This is a genomic window from Streptomyces ureilyticus, from assembly GCF_011045025.1.
GTDB lineage: Bacteria > Actinomycetota > Actinomycetes > Streptomycetales > Streptomycetaceae > Streptomyces > Streptomyces ureilyticus.
In genome coordinates, this window is sequence record NZ_JAAKZX010000082.1 from 13,592 (window position 1) to 39,265 (window position 25,674).

The 25,674-nt window shown below is 69.5% G+C and carries 17 protein-coding genes and 5 pseudogenes; 13 read left to right on the forward strand and 9 right to left on the reverse strand.

The annotated features are described in order from the left end of the window. Window positions 1-2 precede the first annotated feature (2 nt). Window positions 3-1,256, reverse strand: coding sequence for a M24 family metallopeptidase (locus tag G6048_RS24270; protein WP_165341707.1), 1,254 nt, complete (start codon window positions 1,254-1,256; stop codon window positions 3-5). A gap of 237 nt (window positions 1,257-1,493) precedes the next feature. On the opposite strand from G6048_RS24270, the gene G6048_RS51030 reads away from it, so the two are divergent. Next, entirely contained in the window at window positions 1,494-1,628 is a 135-nt protein-coding gene (locus tag G6048_RS51030; protein WP_268979005.1) for a hypothetical protein, read from the forward strand. An 84-nt stretch (window positions 1,629-1,712) separates the two neighbouring features. Here the strand turns inward: G6048_RS51030 and G6048_RS24275 are convergent, their stop codons facing one another. Together G6048_RS24275 and G6048_RS24280 are read right to left on the reverse strand one after the other, a co-directional pair. Continuing rightward, entirely contained in the window at window positions 1,713-2,339 is a 627-nt protein-coding gene (locus G6048_RS24275; protein WP_165341708.1) for a hypothetical protein, read from the reverse strand. 106 nt (window positions 2,340-2,445) lie between these two features. Beyond that, window positions 2,446-5,502, reverse strand: a pseudogene (locus G6048_RS24280) (Tn3 family transposase). Window positions 5,503-5,876: 374 nt separating this feature from the next. Between G6048_RS24280 and G6048_RS24285 the strand changes: the two are divergent. Then, window positions 5,877-6,707 carry an intradiol ring-cleavage dioxygenase gene (locus tag G6048_RS24285; RefSeq protein WP_206342064.1) on the forward strand — a complete coding sequence of 277 codons (831 nt, stop codon included), beginning with the start codon at window positions 5,877-5,879 and terminating at the stop codon, window positions 6,705-6,707. A 107-nt stretch (window positions 6,708-6,814) separates the two neighbouring features. Then, window positions 6,815-6,934: pseudogene (locus G6048_RS24290) on the forward strand (IS6 family transposase); the annotation flags it as partial. Between the two features lie 282 nt (window positions 6,935-7,216). On the opposite strand, the gene G6048_RS24295 reads toward G6048_RS24290, so the two are convergent. From G6048_RS24295 to G6048_RS24315, 5 genes and pseudogenes are all read right to left on the reverse strand, one after another. After that, a complete protein-coding gene (locus G6048_RS24295; protein ID WP_165341709.1) occupies window positions 7,217-8,566 on the reverse strand; it encodes a class I SAM-dependent methyltransferase in 1,350 nt (449 codons plus the stop codon). Window positions 8,567-8,865: 299 nt separating this feature from the next. Next, window positions 8,866-9,954 carry an SGNH/GDSL hydrolase family protein gene (locus G6048_RS24300; RefSeq protein WP_165341710.1) on the reverse strand — a complete coding sequence of 363 codons (1,089 nt, stop codon included), beginning with the start codon at window positions 9,952-9,954 and terminating at the stop codon, window positions 8,866-8,868. A gap of 692 nt (window positions 9,955-10,646) precedes the next feature. Continuing rightward, on the reverse strand, window positions 10,647-10,964 hold the full coding sequence (locus G6048_RS24305; RefSeq protein ID WP_165341696.1) for a hypothetical protein: 318 nt from the start codon (window positions 10,962-10,964) through the stop codon (window positions 10,647-10,649). 133 nt (window positions 10,965-11,097) lie between these two features. Continuing rightward, window positions 11,098-12,735 (reverse strand): GDSL-type esterase/lipase family protein, encoded by a 1,638-nt coding sequence (locus tag G6048_RS24310; protein ID WP_165341711.1) that lies wholly within the window; start codon window positions 12,733-12,735, stop codon window positions 11,098-11,100. A gap of 166 nt (window positions 12,736-12,901) precedes the next feature. Then, window positions 12,902-14,965: pseudogene (locus G6048_RS24315) on the reverse strand (alpha-L-fucosidase). A 343-nt stretch (window positions 14,966-15,308) separates the two neighbouring features. Here G6048_RS24315 and G6048_RS24320 point away from each other — a divergent pair. Beyond that, a pseudogene (locus G6048_RS24320) lies at window positions 15,309-15,569 on the forward strand (relaxase domain-containing protein); the annotation flags it as partial. Window positions 15,570-16,360: 791 nt separating this feature from the next. After that, window positions 16,361-16,420: pseudogene (locus tag G6048_RS49815) on the forward strand (hypothetical protein); the annotation flags it as partial. A 192-nt stretch (window positions 16,421-16,612) separates the two neighbouring features. On the opposite strand, the gene G6048_RS24340 reads toward G6048_RS49815, so the two are convergent. After that, entirely contained in the window at window positions 16,613-17,032 is a 420-nt protein-coding gene (locus tag G6048_RS24340) for a RidA family protein (RefSeq protein WP_165341713.1), read from the reverse strand. Window positions 17,033-17,148: 116 nt separating this feature from the next. Here G6048_RS24340 and G6048_RS24345 point away from each other — a divergent pair, with 116 nt between their 5' ends. From G6048_RS24345 to G6048_RS24380, 8 genes are all read left to right on the forward strand, one after another. Further along, entirely contained in the window at window positions 17,149-17,973 is an 825-nt protein-coding gene (locus tag G6048_RS24345; RefSeq protein ID WP_165341714.1) for a fumarylacetoacetate hydrolase family protein, read from the forward strand. A 2-nt stretch (window positions 17,974-17,975) separates the two neighbouring features. Continuing rightward, window positions 17,976-18,458 (forward strand): cupin domain-containing protein, encoded by a 483-nt coding sequence (locus G6048_RS24350; protein WP_165341715.1) that lies wholly within the window; start codon window positions 17,976-17,978, stop codon window positions 18,456-18,458. Next, the gene (locus tag G6048_RS24355) at window positions 18,455-19,375 is read left to right on the forward strand and encodes an acyl-CoA thioesterase (RefSeq protein WP_165341716.1); all 921 of its coding nucleotides are present in this window, start codon (window positions 18,455-18,457) and stop codon (window positions 19,373-19,375) included. The genes G6048_RS24350 and G6048_RS24355 overlap by 4 nt, the downstream gene beginning before the upstream one ends. Window positions 19,376-19,493: 118 nt before the next feature. After that, complete coding sequence (locus G6048_RS24360; RefSeq protein WP_165341717.1) at window positions 19,494-21,143, forward strand: AMP-binding protein; 1,650 nt, start codon at window positions 19,494-19,496, stop codon at window positions 21,141-21,143. Further along, window positions 21,140-23,515, forward strand: a complete 2,376-nt coding sequence (locus tag G6048_RS24365; protein ID WP_165341718.1) for a bifunctional salicylyl-CoA 5-hydroxylase/oxidoreductase — start codon at window positions 21,140-21,142, stop codon at window positions 23,513-23,515. Before G6048_RS24360 ends, G6048_RS24365 begins: the two co-directional genes overlap by 4 nt. Continuing rightward, window positions 23,512-23,961: an acyl-CoA thioesterase gene (locus tag G6048_RS24370; protein ID WP_165341719.1), complete on the forward strand. Its 450-nt coding sequence runs from the start codon at window positions 23,512-23,514 to the stop codon at window positions 23,959-23,961. Before G6048_RS24365 ends, G6048_RS24370 begins: the two co-directional genes overlap by 4 nt. Window positions 23,962-23,979: 18 nt before the next feature. Then, window positions 23,980-24,825: a PaaX family transcriptional regulator gene (locus G6048_RS24375; RefSeq protein ID WP_165341722.1), complete on the forward strand. Its 846-nt coding sequence runs from the start codon at window positions 23,980-23,982 to the stop codon at window positions 24,823-24,825. Between the two features lie 239 nt (window positions 24,826-25,064). Beyond that, a complete protein-coding gene (locus G6048_RS24380; protein WP_206342066.1) occupies window positions 25,065-25,472 on the forward strand; it encodes a transposase family protein in 408 nt (135 codons plus the stop codon). Window positions 25,473-25,674 lie beyond the last annotated feature (202 nt).

The following is a 25,674-nucleotide window of genomic DNA, read 5'->3' on the forward strand; positions in this document are numbered from 1 at the left end:
GGTCAGTTCCGGACGCCGGCGACACGGCGGATGAGCCGGCCCTTGGTCCGCTGGATCGCGGTGCTCTTGCTGCGGGTGAGCGAGCGCAGATCGTCGGGGGTCGGGGTGAGGCTGCGGTAGCCGGTCTCGGTCACGAGCACGGTGTCGGAGTGGCGGTAGCCGCCAACGCCTTCGAGGTAGATGCCGGGTTCGATGGAGATCAGCAGGTTGGCGGCGAGCACGTCGTCGCTGCCGAGGGCGAGCCACGGCGGTTCGTGGGCGCTGAGGCCGAACCCGTGGCCGGTGCGGTGCAGCCGCTGATGGTCGCTGATGCCGCGCTCGCGCAGGTGCTGGTGGACGGCTTCGTCGATCTCGCAGCCGCGCACGCCGGGTCGGATCATCGAGTAGGCCAGGGCGCGGGCGCTGAGCATGGCGGCGAACAGGTCGGCTTCGGTGCTGGTCGGGGCATGGGTGAAGAAGGTGCGTTCGCATTCGGCGGCGTAGCCGTTGACCCGGGTCAGCGCCATGACCACGTGCGGGCCGGCGTCGAGTGTCATGTCGAGCGGCGGTACCGAGTGCGGCTCGGCGCTGATTGGTGCCGGCCACGCCGCGACGGTGACCTTCGTGGCCAGCGGGTCGAACCGGTCCTGCTCGCCGACGATCGCACGGGTGATCGTGTTGGAGGTGGTGTAGCCCTCGATCACCGTGCTGCCGGGGTAGGTGCCGGCGAGCAGTTTCACGACGCCGCGGCGGGCGTAGTCGGCGGCGACGGCGATCTGCCGTACCTCGTAGTCGGACTTGGCCAGCCGGACAGAGCGCAGCAGGTCGGCGCGGCTGCCGCCGCGCGCCTGCAAGGCGTCGGCGATGTACGCCGGGCAGCTCGGCTCGTACGCGAACCCGGCGGCCAGCAGCGGCTCGAGGGCGTCGAGCCAGCCGTCACCGTCAGGGGCGGGGAACTCGCGGTAGGAACGGATCTCCTGCGCGCCGGTGCCCCACGCTTTCGCGACGTGTGTGCGTTCCAGGTCGGGGACCAACAGCACCCGGGCGCCGGTCGTAGCGTCGACGACGAGGAAGAACGGCCGTTCCAGGGGTTCGACCGTCGCCCCGGTCAAGTAGAAGATCGCCTCGGTGCTGGTCAGCACGATCTGCGCCCGGCCGGCATCGCGGATGGCCCTGATGACGGCGTCATGACGGCGCTGGAACTCAGCGGCGGCGTCCGCCGGGATATGAACCTTCACTGCTTCCCCACCTGCCTGTGCGTCGAACGGTATCGTCATCGGCAAGCTACATGCATTCTCGAATGAATGTAAGTGTCGTCATGGTGGCCGGGAAAGGAGCGCAGTGCTGTCGCCCCAACTGACGCCGGCCACCCTCTCGGCTGGAATCGCAGGAGCACTCGCCCTCCGCCAGGACCGTTCGGCGCGACCTGGCGTGATCGGTACGGGTGCGCTCGTACCGTCAAATGATGATCAACCGGGCCCTTCCCGGATCCGAACTGAACCAAGGAGACCGGCATGACACCGACCGCTGAGAAGGGCACCCGGCCATGGTTGCTGCGCTGGGCCGTCCTCGGCCTCATCGTTGCTGGCGCGGTCGTTCAGATCGCCCTGTCCGTCTACGGCCGTGGGGACCATCGGGACAGCCATTAACGCTAAGCACTTGATCTTGGGCGTCTAGATCAACTGCTTACCGTTGTTTTTGGTCTGGAAACTACGGGCGGCCCTCGACGGCCGTCACGACGGCTCTCCAGCGAGCGCGGCCAGGCGCTCCATCTCGTCCACGCCGTCGTTGCAGCACTGCCCGCACACCAGCCGCCGAGCCTTAGGCCGCTCGGGCAGGCGGACGTCGAACGGCATCCGGGTCTCGTCCTTGAACTCGCGCAGGTCGTAGTCGCACTCCGCGCAGACCAGCCGGGCGGCGCGGGCCTGCTTCTTCGACCAGGCGGGCCACTCCGCCGACAGCGCCAGCTTGGCGATGACCATGCCGTCGGCCCGGGGCTGGAACACCATGAAGTCCCAGTGCGGGGCGTCCTCGGGGATGTCGGCGGCGGTCTGCTCCATCGAGGGCATCCACGGCACCAGGTGGGCCAGGTCCTTGCGCAGGATGCGGACCTCCTCGCCCTCGCGCATGGCCTTGCTATAGGAGGTGGCGAGCGGGAAGCGGAAGGCCGTCACGATGGTGTGTGGGACCTGGAGCAGGTCCAGGTCCCGGCTGATGTCGGCCGCGGTGGCCTTCCACTCGCCGCAGTTGACCTCCCGCCACAGGGCCAGCCCGTCGGCGTTCAGCCTCCCGGACGCGTTGATCGTGCTGACGATCCGCCGCTGCGCGGCCCGGACCTCCGGGGCGACCGCTACCGTCATCTCCCTCTCCCTGCTCTCACCGACACCCTGTTCATCGTGTCGTCTGTGCTGGTCAACGAGCCAGGACCAGGGAAGGACCGGTGGGACTTTCCCCGGCCGGGCGCGCTCACTCGTCGTCGGTGGCGTGCTTGTCGCGCAGGGGCCGCAGTCCGCCGGGCAACTCGGGAAGCTGGAAGGAGTACCGGCCCAGCATGTTGATGTGCTGCCGTACGAACGGGGAGAGGCGGGCGACGTCCTCGTCGCGGAGGTCGAACCCGTCCGCCCGCAGCTGGTTCACCGCGGCGTCCATGTACCTGGTGTTGAAGAGGACGACGGCGTTGAGGACCAGGCCGAGCGCGCCGAGCTGGTCCTCCATGCCGTCCTGGTAGCGCTGGTAGAGCTGCCCGGAGCGGCCGTGGAAGATCTTCCGGGCGAGTGCGTGGCGGCCCTCCTGGAGGTTGGCCTGCGCCTTGATCTGGCGGCGGTAGCCGGGCTCGTCGGCCAGCCGCAGGATGTGCAGGGACTTGGCGATCCGCCCGTAGTGCGCGATCGCGTCCCCCAGCGGGGTCGGCCGCCCGTCCCTCGACAGCATCCGGATCACGTCGTACGCGCGCACCGCGCCGGTGTGGAGGGAGCCGATGATCCGCAGGATGTCCTCCCACTGCCGCTCGATCCGGGCGAGGTCGACCCGGCCGCGCGCCGCTTCCTGGAAGGCGCCGTAGTCGGCGGTGCGGTCGATGCGCCACATCTTCTGGTCCGGCAGGTCCGCCAGCTGCGGCGCCTACGCGAACCCGGCGAGCGTGAGGAGTCCAAAGACGATGTCGCTGTACGAGGCGGTGTCGGTGACGATCGTCTCCGGGCGCTTGCCGCCGTCCCGGTCGTAGAGGACATCGAGCACGTACAGGGAGTCGCGCGGGGTGCCGGCCACCACCTTCCCGCCGAGCCCCGCCGCCTGGTCGTTGATCATGTTGAGCCAGGTGGCGCCGCCCCGGCGCCCGAAGTACTTGGGATTGGGGCGGGCGTAAACCGAGGGGACGGGTACGACGAACCGCATGCCGTCCACGGAGGCGACCAGCCCGCCGCCCCACACCTGCGCGAGGCCGATGGACGCCTGGTGCTCGATGAGGGTGGCGTTCGCGGCCCGGTAGGTGGCCAGCCGCAGATACGTCTGGTCGACGTGGGACAACCTGCCGTACTTCAGCTCGTCGATCCCGCCGATGACCGGCGTGTAGCCGACGTTGCAGCCGTGCGCGACCAGCAGCGCGGCGACCGTCACGTGCAGGTCTTTGAGCCGGGCCTCACCGCCGGTGATCGAGGTGAACGCCTGGTCGGCGCCGGTCCACGAGAACACCTCCAGCAGGACCTCCGGCAGGTCGACGCGGGGCATCATCGCCTCCACTGCCTTCCGCAGGTCCAGGAGCGAGGCGGGTTCGGACTCCGGCTGAAGGGCGGCGAAGTGCAGGCGGCCGTCGTCGTCGAACACGATCTGGGAGTTCGCCGGCACCCGCCCGGCGACCTCCCGGTACGTGCCGTCCAGCAGCGCGGCCCGCGCCGCCAGGTGCTCACCCGCCTCGCCGGGCAGGTTCAGGGAGGCCAGCACGGTCGGGCGGACCTGCTCCCACGCCTCGCCGTCCAGCAGCTTCGCCCGCGGGTCGCCCCACTTCGAGGAGTTCTTCGCGAACACCTCCCGTCGGCGCAACAGCCGGTGGAAGGACTCCAGCACGCAGAACACGTACGCCTTCCAGTCCACCGTGCCCGCCTCCATATGCGGCGCGTTCAGCACGAGGCGCCGCCACGAGCCCACCAGCAGGGACGTGTCGATCTCTTCGGGTCCGACCTTCTTGCGCCCCATCAGGTCGGGCAGCGACTTCAGCGCCGTGAGGACCGGCAGGCCCTCCGGGGTGGCGCCGAAGTCGACGACCTGGACGAGGAGCGCCAGGAACGGCCGTACGGTGGGGAACCGGGTGACCAGCATCGTCCGCCATGCCTCGTCCGCGTCCGAGTCGATCGGCGGCGCCAGCTCGAACAACGCGGCGATCGCGGCGGCCAGCTCCTCGCGCGGCACCACCTCCTCGATCCGCTCCCACATCGCCGTCAAGGTCGCCACCTCCGGCGGACTGATCTCCCCGGACTCGGTGTCGACCTGCTCGCTCGTGGTGTCGAACACGACCCGGAACGCGGTCGCCAGCCTGATCCCGGCCCGCTCCATCCTCGGCAGCGTCTTCAGCTTCTGCTTCGCCGTCTCCCGCTCCGCCCGCGCGAGCAGCTTCGTCGCGACCAGCACCTCCAGCAGGTCCAGCGCGTCGTCGACCGCCCTGCTCGTCAGGTAGACCGCAGTGGCCAGCAGCGTGGCCAGGCGCCGCGAGTCGCCGTGACGCCGCAGCGTGGACGCCTTGCCGTCCACGCCGTACCGCGACAACTCCGCCAGCCGCCGCGGCGGTATCCCCGACACGTCCAGCTCGCCCATACCGAACGCGTCCATCTCCGCCGCCCGCTCAAGCGCCCACTTCATCTGCGGCCCCGAGATCCGCACCGGGCCGCGCCGCAGCCGGTCCAGCTCCGACACCCGCGCCCCCGGCGGCACGGTCAGCAGGGAATCGAGCACCGCCCGCTGACCGGTGCTCAGCAGCCCGTAGAGGCTGTCCCACAGCCGCTGGTTCGCCGCCTCCCGCACCGAGGCCACCAGCCGGGCGAGCGTCGTCACGCCGGGCAGCAGCACCCGCCGCCCACGCAGCCACCCCACCGCCGCGTCGAACAACGCCTTCGGGCCCTCCCCGGTCGTCCACGCCCGCGCGTCCACCCACACCCGCAACTCGGCTTCCGCCTCGGCGAACTCCGTGTACTCCAGGACCTTCCGCAGCTCACGGACGTGGGCCAGCCGGGTGTTCTCCCGTTCCCCGTACGCCTTCAGTGCCGAGGCGTCCGCGATGCCGAGCTGCTCGGCGAGGTAGTCGACGACCTCCGGCGGAACGTCGGTCGGGTCGCCCAGGAACACCCCGAGATAGCGCGCGGTCGTGAGCTGGGCCGCGAAGCCCAGCCGGTTGTGGGACCGCCGCTTGCCCTCGATCAGCTCCCGGTCCGCGTCGTCCAGAAAGAAGAACCGCTCCAACTCCGTACGGGACGGCGCCCCGTCGTACGCCGCGTACGTGGCGGCTTGTGCATCCGTCAGAAACTCGACCGGCACCCCGGACCTCCACACAGTCAATGATCAACACGACTGCTGAAGGCTCTGCCCTCGAAGAAGTCCAGGTCAAAGCGCTCTCAGGTGCACGGGAGGCTTAGCGCCGGTTTTCGTTCCAATGTTCCTCAACCCCCAAGTCCATCTGCGTCAGATCGGCGTCCCTCCGCAGTGCGCAGGACCTCCGCGATCCGTCAGCTCGTCCTCCAGGCCCCGGCCCCCGTCATCGCGAAGGCACTCGGCCATCACTACAAGACCGTCACCCGCCTGGTCACCGACAGACGGGTCCGGGCAGTGACAGGCAGGTGACAGTCGATCGGTAGGGGACCGACAGGCCAGATGCCTGGTGGCCTACAGCAACCGGTCCATACCGTCTTGTCATGACCGTAAACCACGAGGAAGAAGTGCACGAGCACGACCGGGGCCTCTCCTACGATCTTCCCCTTCTCGCCCGTCGCCGGATGGTACGGCTGCTGGCGGGGGTGAGCCTGGTGCCGCTGGTGGGCTGCACTTCCGAGGAGGAGACCACGGCGTCCTCGTCCCCGTCGCTCTCCCCGTCGTCCGTGTCGTCGCCCGTTCAGTGCGAGACGGTCCCCAAGGAGACCGAAGGCCCCTTCCCCGGCGACGGTTCCAACGGCGTCAACGTCCTGAGGGAGAGCGGTGTCGTCCGCAGCGACATCACGCAGAGCTTCGGCGACTCCGCGGGGGGTACCGCCGAGGGCGTGCCCCTGACGGTCACGCTCACAGTGGTGGACGCCGCCTCCGGCTGCGGCACCCCCAAGAAGGGCGCCGCCGTCTACATCTGGCAATGCGACCGGGAGGGCAGGTACTCCCTGTACAACGACGGCGTGACGGACGAGAACTACCTGCGCGGCGTCCAGGAGGCGGACGGCAAGGGACAGGTCACGTTCAAGAGCATCTTCCCCGGCTGCTACCCGGGCCGCTGGCCGCACGTCCACTTCGAGGTCTACGACAGCCTGGCCGACGCCACCGCGGCCAGGTCCATCACGAACACCTCGCAGCTCGCGCTGCCGAAGGACGTGAGCGAGAGGGTGTACGCCACCGACGGCTACAGCGAGAGCGTGAGGAATCTCAGCGAGCTCTCCCTGGAGTCGGACATGGTCTTCAGCGACGGCTACAACCAGCAGCTCGCGAAAGTCACCGGCACCGTCGAGCAGGGGTACACCGCGACGCTGACGGTTCCGGTGTGACCCGTCACAGCTGAACGGCTCGGGGTTCATTCGCGCGCTCGACATCCAGCCTCTCCGGCTCCCACCCCGCCCCACCGACAGGGGCACTGAGCTGCCACTTGGCTCCGCCCGACTTCCGGCCCCGCCGCCATCTGATGCCCGCCCACGACTACCGAGCCGAGATGACCGTCCGCTTCGCCATCTGGGAGCATTTCACCGGCGTCGCCGGCTTTGCCACCGCGGCCTGAGCACAGGCCCGGCTTCCAAGCCACCCTGCCCCCACGCGCCGTCAGGCAGTCACAGCCAACAACGTGACAACGCCCCTCCGTCTGCTCACCGACGTACCGGCGGGCGTCCGCGTCGGTGCCGACACAGACGATCGGCCCGCGCGAATCGCGACGGACTTCTGGATCCGGTCGCGGGCGTCCGCGGTCCAGACATGGCCGTTGAGCAGGACGGTGTCAGCAGGCAGGAACGTCAGGGAGGCTGCGGCGTGTCCCACCCACCGACGGCACCGGACCGACACCGCGTCAGGCGAGCCCCGAGGCCGAGGTCCCCAGGAAGTCCCTGCGCAACGGCATGCCGGACCGGCCGTCACCGTCGGTCCTGACCGCCAGCACCTGGTTGACGCCCATCGTGTTGTTCTCGAACCCGACCGCCGAGGCCGCCATATACAGGCGCCACACCCGCGCCCGCCCGGGCGAGGTCAGCTTGACCGCCTCGTCCCAGTGCGCTTCGAGGTTGGTCACCCACTCACGTAGCGTGAGGGCATAGTGCTCGCGCAGGGACTCGACGTCGCGCACCTCGAAGCCCGCTTCCTCCAGCAGCGACACGGTGGAGCCGACGGGAGCCAGCTCGCCGTCGGGGAAGACGTACCGGTCGATGAAGGGGTCCATTCGGTACTCCCCTTCGTCCCGCACAGGGCGCCGCGATATCTGGTGGTTGAGCAGCCGTCCGCCGGGCTTCAGCAGTTGGTGCAGGATGTCCGCGTACGCGCGGTACCGCTTCCCGCCCACGTGCTCGGCCATGCCGATCGAGGAGATCGCGTTGAAGGTGGGGTCGTCGATCTGCCGGTAGTCCTGCACCCTGATCTCCACCAGGTGCTCAAGCCCCGCCGCAGCGACACGCTCGCGAGCCAATGCCGCCTGCTCGCCCGAGATGGTGACCCCCACGACCTGTACGCCGTAGCGTTCGGCCGCGTGCATGGCCAGCGAGCCCCAGCCGCAGCCCACGTCCAGCAGCCGCTGCCCCTCGCGCAGGGCGAGCTTGCGGCAGACCAGGTCCAGTTTGGCCTCCTGGGCCTTCTCCAGAGTGTCGCCGGAGCCGGAGGACGGGTCGCCCTGCCAGTAGGCACAGGAGTAGACGAGCGAGGGACCCAGCACCAGGGCGTAGAAGTCGTTGCCCACGTCGTAGTGGTGACTGATGGCCGCCTTGTCACGGCGCAGGCTGTGCGCGGGACCGCGATGGCGCACCACCTCTTCGGCGGGCGGTGCCGGCGGGCGCCCGATCCCCGCGAGGCCGAGCGTCCGGCTCACCGTACGCAGGCTGCCGGGTGTGGTCAGCACGCTCAGCGCTCCGCGGAGCGCCGCCGTGCGGCTGCCGGGCTCGTCCCGTTCCCACAGCAGCGTCGAGATTCGCTTCAGCAGCTCGTACAGGTCACCGTCGACTTCGAGGTCTCCGGCCACCCAGGCGCGGGCGAGCCCCAGCTCGCCGGGCCGCCACAGCAGACGCCGCAGGGCTTCGCGGTCGCGCAGGACGAAGGCCGGCCCGTCCTTGGGACCGGCCGTGCTGCCGTCCCAGAGGCGGATGCCCACGGGCAGGGGTAGACCCAGCACCTGTTCACTGAACCGGGCCAGAACTGCTGCGGCTGCTTCGGACATGCGAATCCTCTCCGTTCAACGCAGGGGGCCCGCGCGTCTCGTACGGCGGCTGGGCCAGGCAACGTCCACCGGGGCGGCTGGCGCCGGTGAGTGTAAGCGGACATTGATTGAAAGCTAAAGGGGTCTTTTGGTTTGAGCAGTTGATGGGGGCATGGCCGGTTGTCCGGCCCGGGTCACGACAGGATTCGGTCCCCCCGGGTGGCCGGGGTCTGCACCCCGGCTGTCCCTTGCCGAGCCGAGCAGGCCGCCCGCGACACCGCGAGCGGCCTGTTGCGCAAGTCCGATCTACTGACTGACCGTCAGCTCTCCTCGCCCGTACGGCGCCTGCGCGCGAAGTAGACCGCCGCGGCTCCGGCCACCACGACCGCGAGACCGGCACCCGCGAGGACGGGAGTACTGCTCGACGCGCCGGTCTCGGCGAGATCTCCGTTCGTGGTCGGGTCGTTCGCCCCCGTGTCCTTGCCGGGCGCGGGTGTGCCCGACTGGCTGGGCGTCGGGGACGCGCCCCCACCGGGTGTGCCCGACTCGCTGGGCGTGGGGGACGCGCCCCCAGCGGGCGCGTCGCTCTCGGCGAGCATCGCCGCGAAGGCGCCCGCGATCACCTTGTGGCCGTCGGCGTTGGGGTGGGGGTCCGTCTTCGTGCACGCCCAGGTCAGCTGACAGATCTTGGCCACGTTCGCGGGCACCTCGCCCGCGCCGGGCACGTTCACCTGGGTGGTGAAGTCGTCCGAGGAGAAGGCCCCGGCCACGTCCGCCACCTTGAAGCCGGTGGACTTGTACACCTGGGCGATCCCCGTGTTGGCGGCCTTGACCAGGGGTGCCGACTCCTTGGCGGCCTGCTGCCCCGCGGCGCCCTGCAGCCAGGCCCCCAGGAACGGGTTGTGGTACGTCGAGCCCACGAACTGCGTGTTGTCCGTGCCGGCCTTGCGGAGCGTGCCCGCGATCTGGGCCAGGTTCTTCGCCATGGCCTGGCTCTTGCTGTTCAGGCATGCCCCGTCGAGGGTGCCGGCCGGGCTGACGCAGTTGAGGAGGATGTCGTTGGCGCCCACGCTGAGGGTGACGTAGGCGACCTTTCCGTGGTCCTTGGCCATGGCCTGCAGGGCGGCGTCCAGTTGGGACTTGGCGTGCGGGTAGTCGCACTTTCCGCCGTTGATCAGGGACTCGGTGGTCTCAGCGGTGCAGCCGAGGCGTATGTGCTTCAGCCCGGGGGTGCGCTGCTTGAGCTGCGCGTAGAGCTGGTCGGTGTAGGCGACATCGGTGTCCTTGTCGACGTCCGGCTGGTAGCCGGAGGCCAGGGAGTCGCCGAGCGAGATGTAGTACGTGGTGTCCTTGGCGCCGGTCACCTCGTCGGCGGCGGCCAGTCCGGGCGTGCTCAGCACGAGCGTCATGGCAGAGACGGCCAACGGGGGGCCGAAACGCTGAAGGGATCTCATCACTTACATGCTTTCCAGTTGCTGGGGGGAGGTCGGGTGCCGAAAGGCATTGGCCTGAGACGTGGCTACAAGCAGCGGAACTCAGCCGCAACGGTTTCCGGGCACCCGAAGAAGGCCTTGGTGAAGGCACAGGGGGATTCCTGCCTCCGTGACGCTGCGGGATCTGCCCGCCTTCGCTTCGGAGACGCGGGTGTAAATCTAGCAAGGCTGACACCGAGTTGGATATGGGGGGCCGACAACGTAACGATCACATCGACACGTATAACCATCAGAAGGGCTCGAGCGGCCGGGAATTGCTCACCAGACTCGCTGGTAACCATTCGTTGAGTGATCAGCTGGGTGGCAAATCGCCTCGCGGGCGGCCACCCACCTGCACGAGCTGAACCGCTCCGGGATCAGTGGATGTCCTACAGGTTAAGTCCAACTGTCGGTTGGGGGCTGGTGTTGAGCGCAGCAGTTGATCCCTTGTTGAACAAGCCGAATGGCACCGATCGCAGAATGCAGACGCTGGAGGTTAATCCGGTCCACCCATTCCGCGGAGTTGGATAGCCAGCGGCAGTTCGGCTCGACCCCGAACACCTTCTTGAACTCGCCGATGAACGCTACGAGCGTCTTGGTAACCGGTCGAGTTCCGCCGTGAGGAAAGCCTACGCCGCCTTCAAAGCCAGACAGCCGCCGTCCGACTGGGCGCGGGTCATGCTGGATTGGTGCGGCATGACCGTCACGGCCTGCGACGCCTGCCATGACCGCATCCACGACGCGCAGTCGGCCGGATCATTCACGCCCCGATCACGGAGAGCTGGATGACGGGAAACCGTCACGTCCGGATAGGCGTCCCCGCCCGAGGCGGTGATGCCGAGGTCCAGGTTCGGGCCCGCGTCCTCGGTGGGGAGGTAGTAGTTCTCCTGGGCATCCAGGACGAGCGTCGTTCCGGCGGCGTTCGCGGCCGGGGTTGCGATCGCCATAACGGCGGCCGCGATAGCGGCGGCCGCCGCTGTCCGCCATGTTCTTTACGGGCAACGGGCCGTTCCGTCCGGTGCCCCGTACGCGGAGAGGGGGCGCCGGACGGAACTACGCCGTCCGGGAGGTGGGCGCCGCTCAGGAGGTGAGCAGCGCGAGGTTCACCGTGTTGGCCATGGCCTGCATTCCCGCGCTGTTGGGGTGCACATGGTCGCCGCCGTCGTAGGCGGGGAGCAGCTGCGCCGGGTTGGCCGGGTCCCGGAGCGCCGCGTCGAAGTCGATCACCGCGTCGAACGCGCCGCTGGTGCGGATCCAGTCGTTGACCTGGGCGCGGATGGCGGCCTTGTCGGCGGTCTGCGAGGCCGGCAGGATCGTCCCGCCGATTATTCGGACACCGGCCGTGTGCGCCTGGTCAATCATGGTCTGGTAGCCGGCGATGATCTGGTCCGCGGTGGTGGGGGTGGTGGTGTTGTTGATGTCGTTGATGCCCTCCAGCAGGATGACGTCCTTCACGCCCGGCTGGGTCAGGACGTCGTGGGAGAACCGGGTGACGGCCGCGATACCCTGCTGCGCGGACGGGCCGTCGTGGACCACGCGGTTGCCGCCGATGCCGGCATCGGCCACGCCGAGGCGCTGGCCGCCGGACTCGCCTTGCAGCCGCCGGGCGAGGTAGTCGGGCCAGCGCTGGTTGGCGTTGTTGGTGGAGCTGGAGCCGTCGGTGATGGAGTCGCCGATGGCCACGACGGTTCCCCTGGCCGTGGGTGACACGACGTCGAGTCCGGCGACGTAGAACCAGTGGTTCGTGGTGGCGGTGAAGTTCGTCGCGGCCTCCTCGGTGGCGTGGTTGCCGGTGCCCGAGGCGGACAGGTACGAGGTCTGGTGGGCGTCGAAGTGGTAGGTGGAGGCGCCGGTGGTGCCCGGGAGGTAGACGCTCACCAGCAGGTTCTGCTCCGCGGTGACCGGCATCGGTATGACGTCGCTGGTCAGTTCCTGCCCGGCGGGGATGGTGGGCGTGGCGGAGCGGCCGAAGGTGACGGTGTGTGTGGTGCCCGCGACCGCGGTGGCGCCGCTGGACTGGACCGCCACCGTGACGGCACCGACCGAGAGGGCGGTCGTGCTGCGCAGGTTGGACAGCCGGATGCGCAGCCCCGCGCCGGAGGTGTTGTTGTGGACGACCATCCGGATGGTCTGCGAGGTGAAGGTCTGGCCGCCGCTGACCATGCTCGGGCCCCAGGTCGCCGAACGCACACGCTCGGTCAGGCTCCACTGCTGGTTGGTCGTGTTCTTGCAGGTCCACTGGATAATCGCGTGGTCCTCCGCGGTGGAGCCGTCGGAGACGTCCAGGCACAGGCCGCTGCGGGCGGAGACGATCGCCGAACCGCTGAAGGTCCAGTTCTGGTTGGTGGAGCCGGAGCAGGGCCACTGGATGATCGCGGCCCCCGCGGCCGTGGAGCCGCTCTGGACGTCCATGCACTTGCCGCTGTTGATGTTGACCAGCGAGAAGGTGCCGTCGCCGTGGTCGACCGCCTCCCACAGCTGGCCGGGGCCGCCGGAGGCGGTCTTCTGCACGACCGCCGCTGCGTTGGCCAGGGAGTCGCCCAGCACGGCGGCGTTCTTGCCGCTGTTGGCCGCCGTCAGCGCGTAGACGTGGCCGCCCTGCGGCGCGCCCGCGGCCGAGGCGTCTGCCGCCGGGACGAGCGCGAGTCCGGCGGCGGCCAGACAGGCGGCGGATGCCGTGGCCGTGAGTCTGGCGGAGAATCTCCGGGAGGTGTGCATGTGCGGTCCTTCTTTGCTGGGTGGGGAGGTGCGGCTCTTCCGCGTGGGGACGTGCCTTCGTGGAGACTGCGGGCCGGAGGGCCCCCGGCGCGCAGTGGCCGCGCAGGAGGCATGTCGTGGCCTGTGGTCGAAGGAGAGGTTCGGGCGGCGCGGCGATGGCGGGTGGTCAGGAGGTGGGCTGGAATGTCCACAGCAGGTTGTTGCTGGTCACCCAGGTCCACTGTTTGGTCACGGATCCGGAGGGGACCTGTCCGCCGCCGTCGAGGGCGAGTCCGGTGGTGCGGTTGGCGATCGAGTACTGGCCGTTGCCGCGGTCGGTTATCTTCCACTGCTGGTGGGGGCCGCCGTTCCAGGCTGCTTGCTGGGCTGGAGCGCCGTTGCTGGTTGAGCCCCAGCCGTCGGCGACCATGCCGTTGGCGCGGTTGACCAGTCTGTAGTAGCCGTCGCCGAGGTCTACGGCCTGCCACTGGAGGTTGGGGCTGTCGACCGGGGTCCACTGCTTGAGGTTCGAGCCGCTGGCGACGTTGCCGCCGCTGTCCAGGGCCAGACCGTCGGTGACGTTGATCAGGCGGAAGTACGTGGCCGGATTGAAGGTGACCTGCAGTGAGACGATGGCGTCGTTGTTGCCGGTCACCCGCAGGTCGGGATTGTCCGCGGTGAACGTCCAGGCCGTGCCGGTGAAGTTGTCGCCGGAGTAGCCCGTCATCCGGTAGCCCTGGGGCACTCTCAGGGAGGAGATGGTCGCGGAGCCGACTCCTGCGGCCGACAGCTGGGAGGCGGTGTAGCTGCCCAGCGTCAGGGCGGCGCTGGCCGAGGTGTAGCTCACGTCCTGGAACACGGTCACCCGGGCTGCGACGGCGGCCGTGGGGGTGCCGCTGACCTCGAGGCAGACCACGGAGTCATTGGCGTCCGGGGCGGTAGCCGGCACGGTGACGCTGATCTGGCCGCCGCTGACGGTGTAGGTGAGTGAGGCCGAGGGGTTGTTCATCAGGTAGACGCGGCTGATGGTGTTGGTGATCGCCGGGATCTGCAGAACGCCGCCCGTGGGCCAGGTGAAGACGTGGGCGAACAGCTTGCCGTCCTTCTTGGTGGCCCTTCCCCAGGTGGGGTCGGTGGTGAAGGGGCTTGCCGTGGCTGCGTGCACGCTGTCGCCGTACGTCGCCATCCAGGAGGCCAGGCCGCGCAGGATGGTCACGGATCCGGCGGTGACGGAGCCGTCGCCCTTGGGGCCGATGTTCAGCAGGAAGTTGCCGTCGCGGGAGACGCAGGTGACGAGCTCCTGGACGAAGTCCTTGACGGGGCGGTAGGAGTTCTCCCGGCCCGACTGGTAGCCCCAGGCGCCGTTCATGGTGTCGCATCTCTCCCACTGGCGCTCCAGCGGCGCGTTGGGGACACCGAACTCCGTGACCGTGTAGTCGCCCAGGCCGAGGTCCCGCTTGACGCGTTCGTTGACGACGAGTCCGGGCTTGCGGGAGATCAGCCAGTTGTAGAGGTCGACACCGTCCGACCGCAGCCACCAGTCCTCGAGGGTGGGGCTGGAGGGTTCGCCGAACCAGTCGCCGTCGAACCACAGGAGCGCCGGGTCGTAGCGGTCCAGCAGCTCCTGCAGTTGGGCTTTCATGTCCGCGATATAACCCGTGCGGGCGGCCTGCGAGGCCATCGTGGTGACACCGCCGCTTCGGATGGTCTGGGAGGGGTGGTTCCAGTCCAGGATCGAGTAGTAGAGCCCGAACTTGACGCCTCGTGCCTCGCACTCGGTCTTGAGCGCCGCCAGCAGATCACCCTGGACACCGGCGTAGTCGTGCAGGTTGTACAGCTTCGTGCCGGTGGTGTCGGTGAAGCCGGGGACGTTGGAGTCCCACATGGCGAAGCCTTCATGGTGTTTGGCAGTGATGACCAGGTACTTCATGCCGGCGTCCGCCGCCAGTTGGGCGATGGTCGCCGCGTTGAACGCGGTGGGGTTGAAGTTCGCGGACACCTGGGTCTAGTAGTTGGCCTTGGACCAGTTCTCGGAGCTGAAGGCCCACTCGCCGTGGCCGAGGTAGGAGTAGGACCCGAAGTGGATGAACATCCCGAACCGGGCCTGGTACCACCAGTCCATCTTCGAGGGGACCGAGTACGCCTCGGCGGCGGTGGGCCACAGGGCCTGCGGCAGTCCGAAGGCCACGGTGCCGCCGGCGAGGGCGGCGGCCTTGATGAGGGAGCGCCTGCTGAGGGGAGCGGAGGTCATGTGCGGCTCCAGAAGGGGGCGAAGGACACAGGGCGTGTCGACAGTCGTTTGTCCGTGACTCAGCCCGGACGGCGGGGGGAACGGCGGCTCGTGTCCGCTCACGCCACATCTTCTCGGACATCGGATGTATTAAGGGGTACGCCCTCCCGTCTTGTCCAGAGCTAAGGACAGAAACCAGAAATCTTCTCCTCGTCACTGCCCCACGATCAGGTCAACACCGCAAAAATAGGTCGGATCTATCACGGTCGATACGTGAAATGCACACGGCTTCGCAGCGCGGCCACCTGACCGCACTGCGTAACCCTGATTGCTCACCAAGTCCTGCAGTTCCGGAGTCAGCTTGTTGCGCCGCCGGCCCGTGATGGAGATTGCCGGGGTGCCGCACGAGCTGATCCGCTGGACCGCTCGGCGCAGCGACCAGATCGCCGCCTGCATCGAGGACCTGGAGCACGAGTACGTCACCGCCGTCGACGACGACGGCGAGCTGAAGTTCCTGCCTGTGGTCTCCGAACGGGCCCGCGCCAAGCTGAACCAGATGGCTGCCCGCAAGACCCGTCCGCCCAAGCGGAAGACCCGTCCGCTCGCGCAGCTGCGCAAGGAGTGGAAGGAGAGCGCGATCCGCACCTCAAAGGTGGCCGTCGACATCATCAACTCCCTCCTGGAGTACGCCCGCGCGTATCCGCAGGTGCGGGTGGTCGCGCTGGCCGAGTGCGGCACGCACGCCATCACCACGGCGGCTCTCGGCCCATGCACCACGTCTGAACCCGTGCTGGCCCGCGAGCTGTTCGGTCACCTGGGCGAGGACGATCTGATGCTGGCCGACCGCGGCTTCACCGGCCTGGAGCTGTGGCGGGCGGCCTCGGCCGGCGGTGCGGACCTGCTGTGGCGCATCCGTTCCCACCAGGTGCTGCCGGTCCGCGAAGAGCTGCCTGACGGCTCGTACCTGTCAGAGAGGCACTGTCAACTTGACGCCCAGTCAAAGTTGACAGTGCCGACGGGGGCCAGGTCGGCGGCTATCATCCCGGCCAGCGTCTGCCAGTCGTCGCCGGCGAGCGTGGCCAGGAAGGCGGCCCGCTCCGGGTCGATCGCCTCGGCCGCACGGGCCAGGTTGTCCGTGATCAGCTCCTGCCTTCGCCTCTCGGTCAGTTCCCGGGCACCGGGAATCAGCGAGGGCGCGGCATGGGAGATGCCGCCGGAGCCCTGGACGAGGACCCGTTCGTCGGCCGGCAGGTGGGTGCGCAGGAGGGTGCCGACCGCGCCGCCCAGTTCCGCCGTGCGCGCCGCCGTGGCAAGCGGCCGGTCCACGCAGTTGAGGGCGCGGCCGAATGGCCGCCGCCGACTTCACCGACGAGCCACTGGTGGCGGCTCAAGGTCGGATACGGGCTGCGGCACGTCATGGACCGGTTGTTCCGGGAGGCCGACCTCACCCCAAGGATCAAGAACGAGGTGACCGAGCTCTCCACGCTCCGTGCGCTGTTGTACGCCGGAATGGGAGTCGCCCTGGTTCCGGCCCCATGGCGCGGTGGCACGCCAGTACGGCCCGAGCGGCCGCGCCGCTCGGCGCTTCCTGAACTTCGTGGCGAGCAGGGCGGCCCCCCGGTCTCCGGCCGCTTATGCTCGTCTGACCGGCCTCTGACGTCGGTTTTCTCAGCCTTCCGGGCGGATCAGCCGCTCGTCCGGGATCACCGCGACGCCGAGGATCTCGATCATCGCCTCCGGCTGCCAGAGGGCGGTCGTGCCGATGCCGGCCATCGCCGGGTAGACCGGGCCCGCGAGTTCGCGCCAGACCTTCCCGATCTCCTTGCCGTGGGCCTGATAGTCGGGGACGTCGGTGAGGAAGAGCGTGATGCTCACCAGGTCCTCGGGGATCCCGCCGGCGGCGCGCAGCGTGGTGAGGACGTTGTCGAACGCCCGTCGGAACTGCTCGACGATGCCGCCGGGGACGATCCGCATGTCCTTGTCGAGCGCGGTCTGTCCGCCCAGATGGAGCGTGTTGCCGCTCAGCGTGCCGTGTGAGTAGCCCTTCGGTACGGGGAGCGAGGGCGGGTTCACCGGGATCGGAGTCATGTGCGCGTACCTCCTGGGACGGCTGGGTGCCGTAAGCGTAGCTCATCTATTGACTGTTTTCGACGATCGTGAAAATCTCGCTACAAAGCTGCTCCGAAGCCACCGGGAGAACTCCGATGAAGCTCGCCACCGTGGCCCATGGCGGCCGTCGTACGGCCGCCGTCCTCGACGGCGACCACTGGCGGGCCCTGCCGGCCGACGACCTCTCCACGCTGCTGGCCACCACGGCGCCCGACCGCTTCGCGGGCCTCGCCGGGGCCAGGCTGCCCGGCGCCGTACCGGTGCTGCCGCTGCCGTCACCGCGCAAGGTCGTGTGCTGTGGCCTCAACTACGCCGACCACATCACCGAGATGGGCCGTGAGCTGCCGGACCACCCCACGCTCTTCGCCAAGTACGCCGACACGCTGACGGGCCCCGAGGACGACCTGGTCCTCCCCAAGGGCCTCGACGTGGACTGGGAAGCGGAACTCGCGGTCGTCGTCGGCGCCGAACTCAGCGGCGCGGACCGGGACCTGGCCGAACGCTCCATCGCGGGCTACACCGTCGCCAACGACGTCAGCGTGCGGGACTGGCAGCGGCGCACCCTGCAGTGGTTCCAGGGCAAGGCCTGGGACCGGACCACCCCGCTCGGCCCGCTGGTCGTCACCCCCGACGAACTCGACCCGGTCGCGGGCGTCGAGGTGATCTGCCGCGTCAACGGAGCCGAACGCCAGCGCGGCAACACCCGCACCCTCGTGTTCGACGCGGCGGATCTGCTCGCCTACGTCTCCGCCTTCACCACCCTGCGCCCCGGCGACGTCGTCCTGACCGGCACTCCCGGTGGCGTGGGGATGGGCATGACCCAGCCGGTCTTTCTCGCCGACGGCGATCTCGTCGAGACCGAGATCCCCGGCATCGGCACCCTCCGCAACCGCTTCCGCCTCGCCGACCCCAGGAGCTGAGCATGGAACCCGATCTCTCCAAGTACGTACTGGAGGGCGACAACTCGATGTACGCCGATCCGTCCGGCCTGGTCGTCCCGGTCGTGACCCGCGGCGGCCTCGAAGTCGGCGCCACCGGCCAGTCCGCCGGCGCGAGCCGCGTCTCCGGCGTCTCCGTCCAGCACACCCCGGCCACCAGGCTGTGGTTCGGAAAGGTGCGCAACGAGCCCGGCTACCGCTCGGTGACCCACCACCACGGCGAGGCGGAGACCGGCGGTTACGTCCTGTCGGGCCGGGCGCGCATCTACTTCGGCGAGAAGTTCGAGGACTACGTCGACATGGCGGAGGGCGACTGGGTCTTCGTGCCGCCGTTCATGCCGCACATCGAGTGCAACCTCTCCCGTTCCAAGCCCCTGACCTGGATGACCGCCCGGACGCCGGAGAACATCGTCGTCAACCTGGCCGACGTCGCGGACGCCGACCTGCGCGACTGGCTGAACCGGTGACGGCCGGGACGGAGCCGACGTCCGCGCTCTTCGCCGCCGCGGTCACGCTGAAGCCCGCCGAGCCCGAGCACTACGACCGCGCCTTCACCGCGACCACCCAGCCCTGCCCCTGGCCAAAGGCGTACGGAGGCGACATGGTCGCCCAGGCCGCGGCCGCCGCCATGAGGTCGGTCGAGGGCAAGACGCTGCACTCGACACACTCCTACTTCCTGCGGCCGGTCGACATCGGCGCCGAGGTCCGCTACGAGGTGGAGCTGCTGCGCGACGGCCGCGGCTACGCCACCCGGCAGGTCCGCGGCTTCCAGAACGGCAAGCCGGTCTACGTCTGTCTCGCCAACTTCGCGGCGGGCGAGCCCGGTTCGGCGACATACAGTGCCGAGCCGCCCGCGGGTGTCCCGGCCCCCGAGGAGCTGCCCAGCTCGGCCTCGTACCTCTCAGGCACGGCTTCCGAGGCGCCTCGGGGCACGATGACGGACGCGTCGCGGGAGTACTGGAGCGGCGGCCGCAGCTTCGACATGCGGCACGTCCCCGGCCCCGTCTACCTCACTGTCGAGGGCGAGCGATCACCCCAACAGGCCGTGTGGGTAAGGCCGTTCGGGAAACTGGGGTCCGTCGACGGGCTGACCGACGCCCAGCGCGACCTCGCCGCGCTCGCCTACGTCTGCGACTACACGATCCTCGAACCCGTCCTGCGGGTGCTCGGCCTGGCCTGGGCCCGGCCGGGACTCGTCACCGCCAGCCTCGACCACGCGATGTGGTTCCACCGGCCCGGCCCGCTGGACGGCTGGCTCCTGTACGCCCAGGAGGCCGTCGCCGCCGAGTCCGGCCGCGGTCTCGCCGCCGGGCGGTTCTTCACCGCCGGCGGAGTCCATCTGGCCACCGTCGTCCAGGAAGGCCTGATCCGCGCCGCCTCCTGAACTCCATCCCTCTGCACGGCCCGCACCCGGTGCACAGGACGGACCAGGCAGACGCCTTTCCGATCCCCTTCCCTCCCTCCGCACCCTGTGCACGGAACCCCGGCAGAAAGGAACGCCGATGGACCTCGCGCCCTCCGCCTACCCGGACACGTTCGCCCGCGACCATCTCCCGCCACGCCATCTGTGGCCGGTACTGGAGTTCACCACGGACGAACTCCAGTACCCCGAGCGCCTCAACGCCGCCACCGAGATCATCGACCTGCCCACCGACACCTTCGGCCCCGACCGCCCCGCCCTGCGCACGCCGGAGGGCGAGGTGTGGACCTACGGCGAACTGCGCTGTCGCGCCAACCAGATCGCCCATGTGCTCACCGACGACCTCGGCCTGACACCCGGCAACCGGGTGCTCCTGCGCTCCCCGAACAACCCGTGGACCGTCGCGGCCTGGCTCGGCGTGCTCAAGGCCGGCGGCGTCGTCGTGACGACCATGGCGGCACTGCGCGCCCGCGAGCTCACCCCGATCGCGGAGAAGACCCGCCCGGCCGTCGCGCTGGTCGACCACCGGTTCACGCAGGACGTCGAGGCCGTACGCGACACCGTTGCGCCGGACCTCACGATCGTGGCGTACGGCGGCGACGCACCCGACGACCTGACGCGCCGGGCGGCGGTGAAGCCGACGGAGTTCATCGCGGTCGACACGGCGGCCGACGACGTGGCCCTCTTCGGACCCACCTCGGGCAGCACCGGCGTATCGAAGATCACCACCCACTTCCATCGCGACATCCTGTCCATCGACAACACCTTCGGCCGGCACACGCTCCGGGTGCGGCACGACGACCTCGTGTCGTGCACCGCGCCGTTCGCGTTCACCTTCGGCCTCGGCATCCTCGTCGTGTGTGCCCTGCGCGCCGGCGCGTGCGCGCTGCTGACCGAGGCCGTCGCGCCGGAGCCCCTCGCCGACCTCGTCGCGGGGACGGGGGTCACCGTCCTCGCCACCGCGCCGACGGCGTACAAGCAGATCCTCAAGGCGGACAAGGCCGACCGGTTGCGCGGCCTGCGCATCGCGGTCAGCGCCGGGGAACACATACCCGACGAGGTGTGGAAGCAACTGCACGCCGAGACGGGGCTCAAGGTCATCGACGGCATCGGGGCCACCGAGATGATCCACATCTTCATCTCCGCCGCCGGTGACGACATCCGCCCCGGAGCGACCGGAAGACCGGTCCCCGGCTACCGCGCCACCGTCCTCGGCCCCGACGGCGAGGAACTCGGTCCCGGCGCCGAGGGGCGGCTGGCCGTGATCGGCCCGGTCGGCTGCCGCTACCTCGACGACCGGCGCCAGGAGAACTACGTCGTGGGCGGCTGGAACGTCACGGGCGACACCTACGTCCGCGACGAGGACGGCTACTTCTACTACCGCACCCGCACGGACAACATGATCGTCTCCTCCGGATACAACATCGGAGGCCCCGAGGTCGAAGCCGCGGTCGACACGCACCCGGACGTCGTCGAGTCCGCGGTGGTCGCCAAGCCCGACCCCGAGCGCGGTTCGGTCGTGTGCGCCTTCGTCGTGCTGCGCGAGGGAGTCACCGGTGACGACGCCAAGGCCAAGGACATCCAGGACTACGTCAAGACCCAGCTGGCGCCGTACAAGTACCCGCGCGCGGTCCGCTTCACCGACGCCCTGCCCCGCAACACCAGCGGGAAGCTGCAGCACTACCTGCTGCGCCAGTTGATCGAGAAGGCGAACGAGGAGAACAACGCATGAGGATCGCGATCGTCGGCGGCGGCCCGGGCGGGCTCTACTTCGCCGCTCTGATGAAGCAGCTGGACCCCGCCCACGAGATCACCGTCTGGGAGCGCAATGCCCCCGACGACACCTTCGGCTTCGGTGTCGTCTTCTCCGACGAGACCCTCGGGGGCATCGAGAACGCCGACACCGTCGTCCACGACGCGATGGAGAACCGTTTCGCCCGGTGGACCGACATCGACATCGAGTTCAACGGCCACCCGTTCACCGTGGGCGGCCAGGGCTTCGCGGCCATGTCCCGCAAGGACCTGCTGCGCATCCTCCAGGAGCGGGCCGCAGAACTGGGCGTCACGGTGCACTACCGGACCACCGCACCGGACGTCGACGAGCTGCGCGAGTCCCACGACCTCGTGGTCGCGGCGGACGGGCTCAACTCGGCCGTTCGGACCAAGTACGCCGACACGTTCGGCCCCGACCTGGACCGGCGGGCGAACAAGTACATGTGGCTGGGCACCGACCGGATCTTCGAGGCCTTCCAGTTCTTCGTCAGGCAGACGGAGTTCGGGACCATGCAGATCCACGGCTACCCGTACTCCGACTCCGGCTCGACCTTCATCGTCGAGATGGCGGAGGACGTGTGGCGCCGCGCCGGCTTCGACGAGACCGAGGGCACGGAGTTCCCGCCCGGAGTCTCCGACGAGCAGGCCGTCGCGCGGATCCGTGAGATCTTCGCCGAGGAACTGGCCGGTCACGCCCTGCTGACCAACAACTCGAAGTGGCTCAACTTCACCACGGTCCGCAACGAGGGCTGGCACCACCACAACGTGGTCCTCCTCGGCGACGCCGCCCACACGGCGCACTTCTCGATCGGCTCCGGCACCAAGCTGGCCATGGAGGACGCCCTGGCGCTCGCCGCGTGCCTGCACGAACACCCCACCGTGGACGAGGCGTTGACGGCCTACGAGACCGAGCGGCGGCCCGTGGTGGAGTCCACGCAGCGCGCCGCCCAGGCCTCGCTGGAGTGGTTCGAGAACATCGGCAGGTACGCCGGCCAGGACCCCGCACAGTTCTGCTTCAACCTGCTCACCCGCTCCCGCCGGATCACCTTCGACAACCTCAGGGACCGCGACCCCGGCTTCGCCGAGCTGATCGAGCGGGGCTTCGCCAAATCCCAGGGGCTACCGGAGACGGAGGCCACTCCGGCGATGTTCCAGCCCTTCTCGATCGGCGGGCTTGAGCTCAAGAACCGGATCGTCCTCTCCCCGATGGACATGTACTCGGCGGTGAACGGCGTACCGGACGACTTCCACCTGGTCCACCTGGGCTCCAAGGCCCTCGGCGGCGCGGGCCTGGTCATGACCGAGATGGTCTGCGTCTCACCCGAGGCACGGATCACCCCGGGCTGCACGGGCCTGTGGAACGACGCCCAGCGCGACGCGTGGTCGAAGGTCACCTCCTTCGTGCACGAGCGCAGCACGGCGAAGATCGGGCTCCAGTTGGGGCACGCGGGCCGCAAGGGCTCGACCAAGGTGATGTGGGAGGGCATCGACCAGCCGCTCGACGAGGGCAACTGGGCGGTCGTCGGCCCGTCCCCGCTGCCCTACGGCGCGGGCTGCCACATGCCGCGCGAGATGACCCGTCAGGACATGGACGCGGTCGTGGCCGACTTCGCGGCGGCCGCACGCAGGGCCGCGGAGGCCGGCTTCGACCTGCTCGAGGTGCACGCCGCCCACGGCTACCTGCTGTCCTCCTTCCTCTCCGCCGTCGCGAACCACCGCACGGACGAGTACGGCGGCGCACTGACGAACCGTCTGCGCTTCCCCCTGGAGGTCTTCGACGCGGTCCGCGCCGCCTTCCCGGCCGAGCGCCCGGTGACGGTTCGTATCTCGGCGACCGACTGGTCCCCGGACGGCAACACCGAGCACGACGCGGTCGAGATCGCCCGGGCGTTCGTCGCGCACGGGGCGGCGGCGATCGACGTCTCCTCCGGTCAGGTCACCAAGGACGAGAAGCCCGCCTTCGGCCGCTCCTACCAGACCCCGTTCGCCGACCGGATCCGGCACGAGGTCGCCGCCCCGGCCGACGTGGCCGTGATCGCGGTGGGCGCGATCTCGTCGTACGACGACGTCAACTCGATTCTGCTGGCCGGCCGCGCCGACCTGTGCGCGCTCGGCCGTACCCACCTCTACAACCCGCAATGGACCCTGCAGGCGGCCGCCGAACAGGAGTACCGCGGCCCGGGCGCCGAGTGGCCGGCTCAGTTCGCGGCAGGCCGCCGCAGGCCGCCGACGTCACGCACGGACGCGGTCCGCCCGCGCCTGGCGCTGCTGCGCGACACCCCCCGGGACGCCGTCCACCTGCGGTGGACGCCCAGCCGGACGACCGGATGAGCGACCCGTTCCACCTGTCCGGTGTCCACTACGCCCGTGTGGAGTGGGTGGACACCGACGCCGCGGGGATCTACCACAACACCACCGTCGTGCGGTACGCCGAGGCGGCGGAGGCAGCGCTGATGCGCGAGCACGGTATCCCCGGCTACTTCCCGGTGGCGCCCCGAGTGCGCTACGAGGTGGAGTTCGAGGCGTCCCTCCGGTTCGGCGACGAGGTGAGGACCCGGATCGAGCTCGTCCGCCTCGGCCGGTCCTCGATGACGTTCGCCTTCGAGGTGTGGCGGGAGGCCGCCGTCGGCGGGCCGCGCCGACGTGCCGCCCGGGGCAGCTACGTCACCGTGCACGTCCCCGACAAGGAGGCGGGCGGCAGCGCACCATGGCCGGCCGCCTGGCGCACGGCGCTGGCTGCAAGGGCGTCCGCGGAGGCGGCCGGGCGAGCGCAGTAAAATCCTGCATTCGTGACTATGAGCGACCTCCTCGACGACGACCCGACCCAGGCGGCACCACCGCGATCCCTGATCGTGACCGTCTACGGCCTCTACGCACGCGAGGTCGGCGGCTGGATCGGTGTGAGCACCCTGATACGGCTGCTCGCCGAACTCGGCGTCGACGCCCAGGCGGTCCGCTCGTCGATCCACCGGCTCAAGCGCCGCGAGATCCTGGTGTCGGAGCGGCGGGACGGCAGGGCGGGCTACGCGCTCTCGCCGTATGCCCGCTCCGTCCTGGAAACCGGCGACCGCCGCATCTTCGAGCGCCACACCGCCCCCGACGACGGCTGGGTCATCGCCGTCTTCTCGGTGCCGGAGAGCGAGCGGCAGCACCGCCACCAGCTCCGGTCACGGCTGGCATGGCTGGGCTTCGGCACGGTCTCGTCGGGGGTATGGATCGCTCCCGCCCACGCGCTCGACGACACCCGCGACCACCTGCTCCGACACGGCCTGGACCAGTACGTCAACCTCTTCCGGGGCGACTACGTGGCCTTCGGAGACCCCGCCGAACAGGTCAGCCGCTGGTGGGACCTGGAAGCACTCAAGGGACTCTACGACGACTTCGTCGCCAAGTTCGCGCCGATGGCCACACGTCTGGCAGAGGCCGAGAAGAACACGACGTCGGCCCGGGACGCGTTCGTCGACTACGTCCGAGTCCTGACGGCCTGGCGACGCTTCCCCTACCTCGACCCGGGGCTGCCCGACTCCCTCCTCCCGGCCACATGGTCCGGCACGACGGCGGCGGACCTCTTCTTCGAGCTCCGGCGCGCTCTGGAGGAGCCGGCGCACGAGTTCGCGCGGGGCCTGCTGGCCGGCTCCTAGTGTCTTGGCATATGCCGTTCGGCCGACCACCGCGGACACCGCCGGCGGTAACGACCTCGGGGGAAATAGTGATCGCCCCGGTCGGGCCGTGACATGAGAAGGACCGCACGGGTTGGGTGAGTTGTGAAGCTGACCGGTCTGTTCCCATCCTGCCCTGTCCGGTGTCTCCCGCGCACATTTCGGCGAATTGTTCGCCGAACTCGCCGGACCGTGGGAAGTGGCCCGCCAGTCCGCGCTGCGTGCGGCACGCGGTGGCCCGCGCCGGCGGGCGGAAGGGGCTAGGGCGCAAGCCGAAGCTGGTCTTTTCCGACCGGCTGCTGGTCACCCTGGTCCTTTTGCGCCACCAGTTGCCGCACGCGGTCCTCGCCGAACTCTTCGCCGTGGACCGTTCCACCGTCTCCGAGGCCGTCCGGCAGGTCCGTCCGCTCCTCGCGGCCCGCGGGTTCGCCGTACCCGACCGGGTGGGACTGCGGCTGACGACCCTGGAGGACGTCTTCGCCCATGCCGAGGCCGCGGGCGTCGAGTTGCGGATGGACGGGGCGAGACCCAGGTCCGCCGCCCTCAGGCGGGACGCCCTGCTGTGGGGGTGCGGTGCACTACGGATGCGGGTGAGTTGGCGGGGTGGCTCGCGGGTGGGGGCCGGGTGACGGTGTTCGCCACGTATGCGGCGGCTGGTCTGGGGGTGCTGGGGCGTGCTCATGCGGCCGGTGCGGGGCGTTGGGATCTGATGGTGGTGGATGAGGCGCACCGGACGGCGGGGGTGTTGGGGAAGCCGTGGGCTGTGGTGCATGACGATCGGCGGCTGCCGGCGGTGCGGCGGTTGTACATGACCTGTCTCTTATAAACATC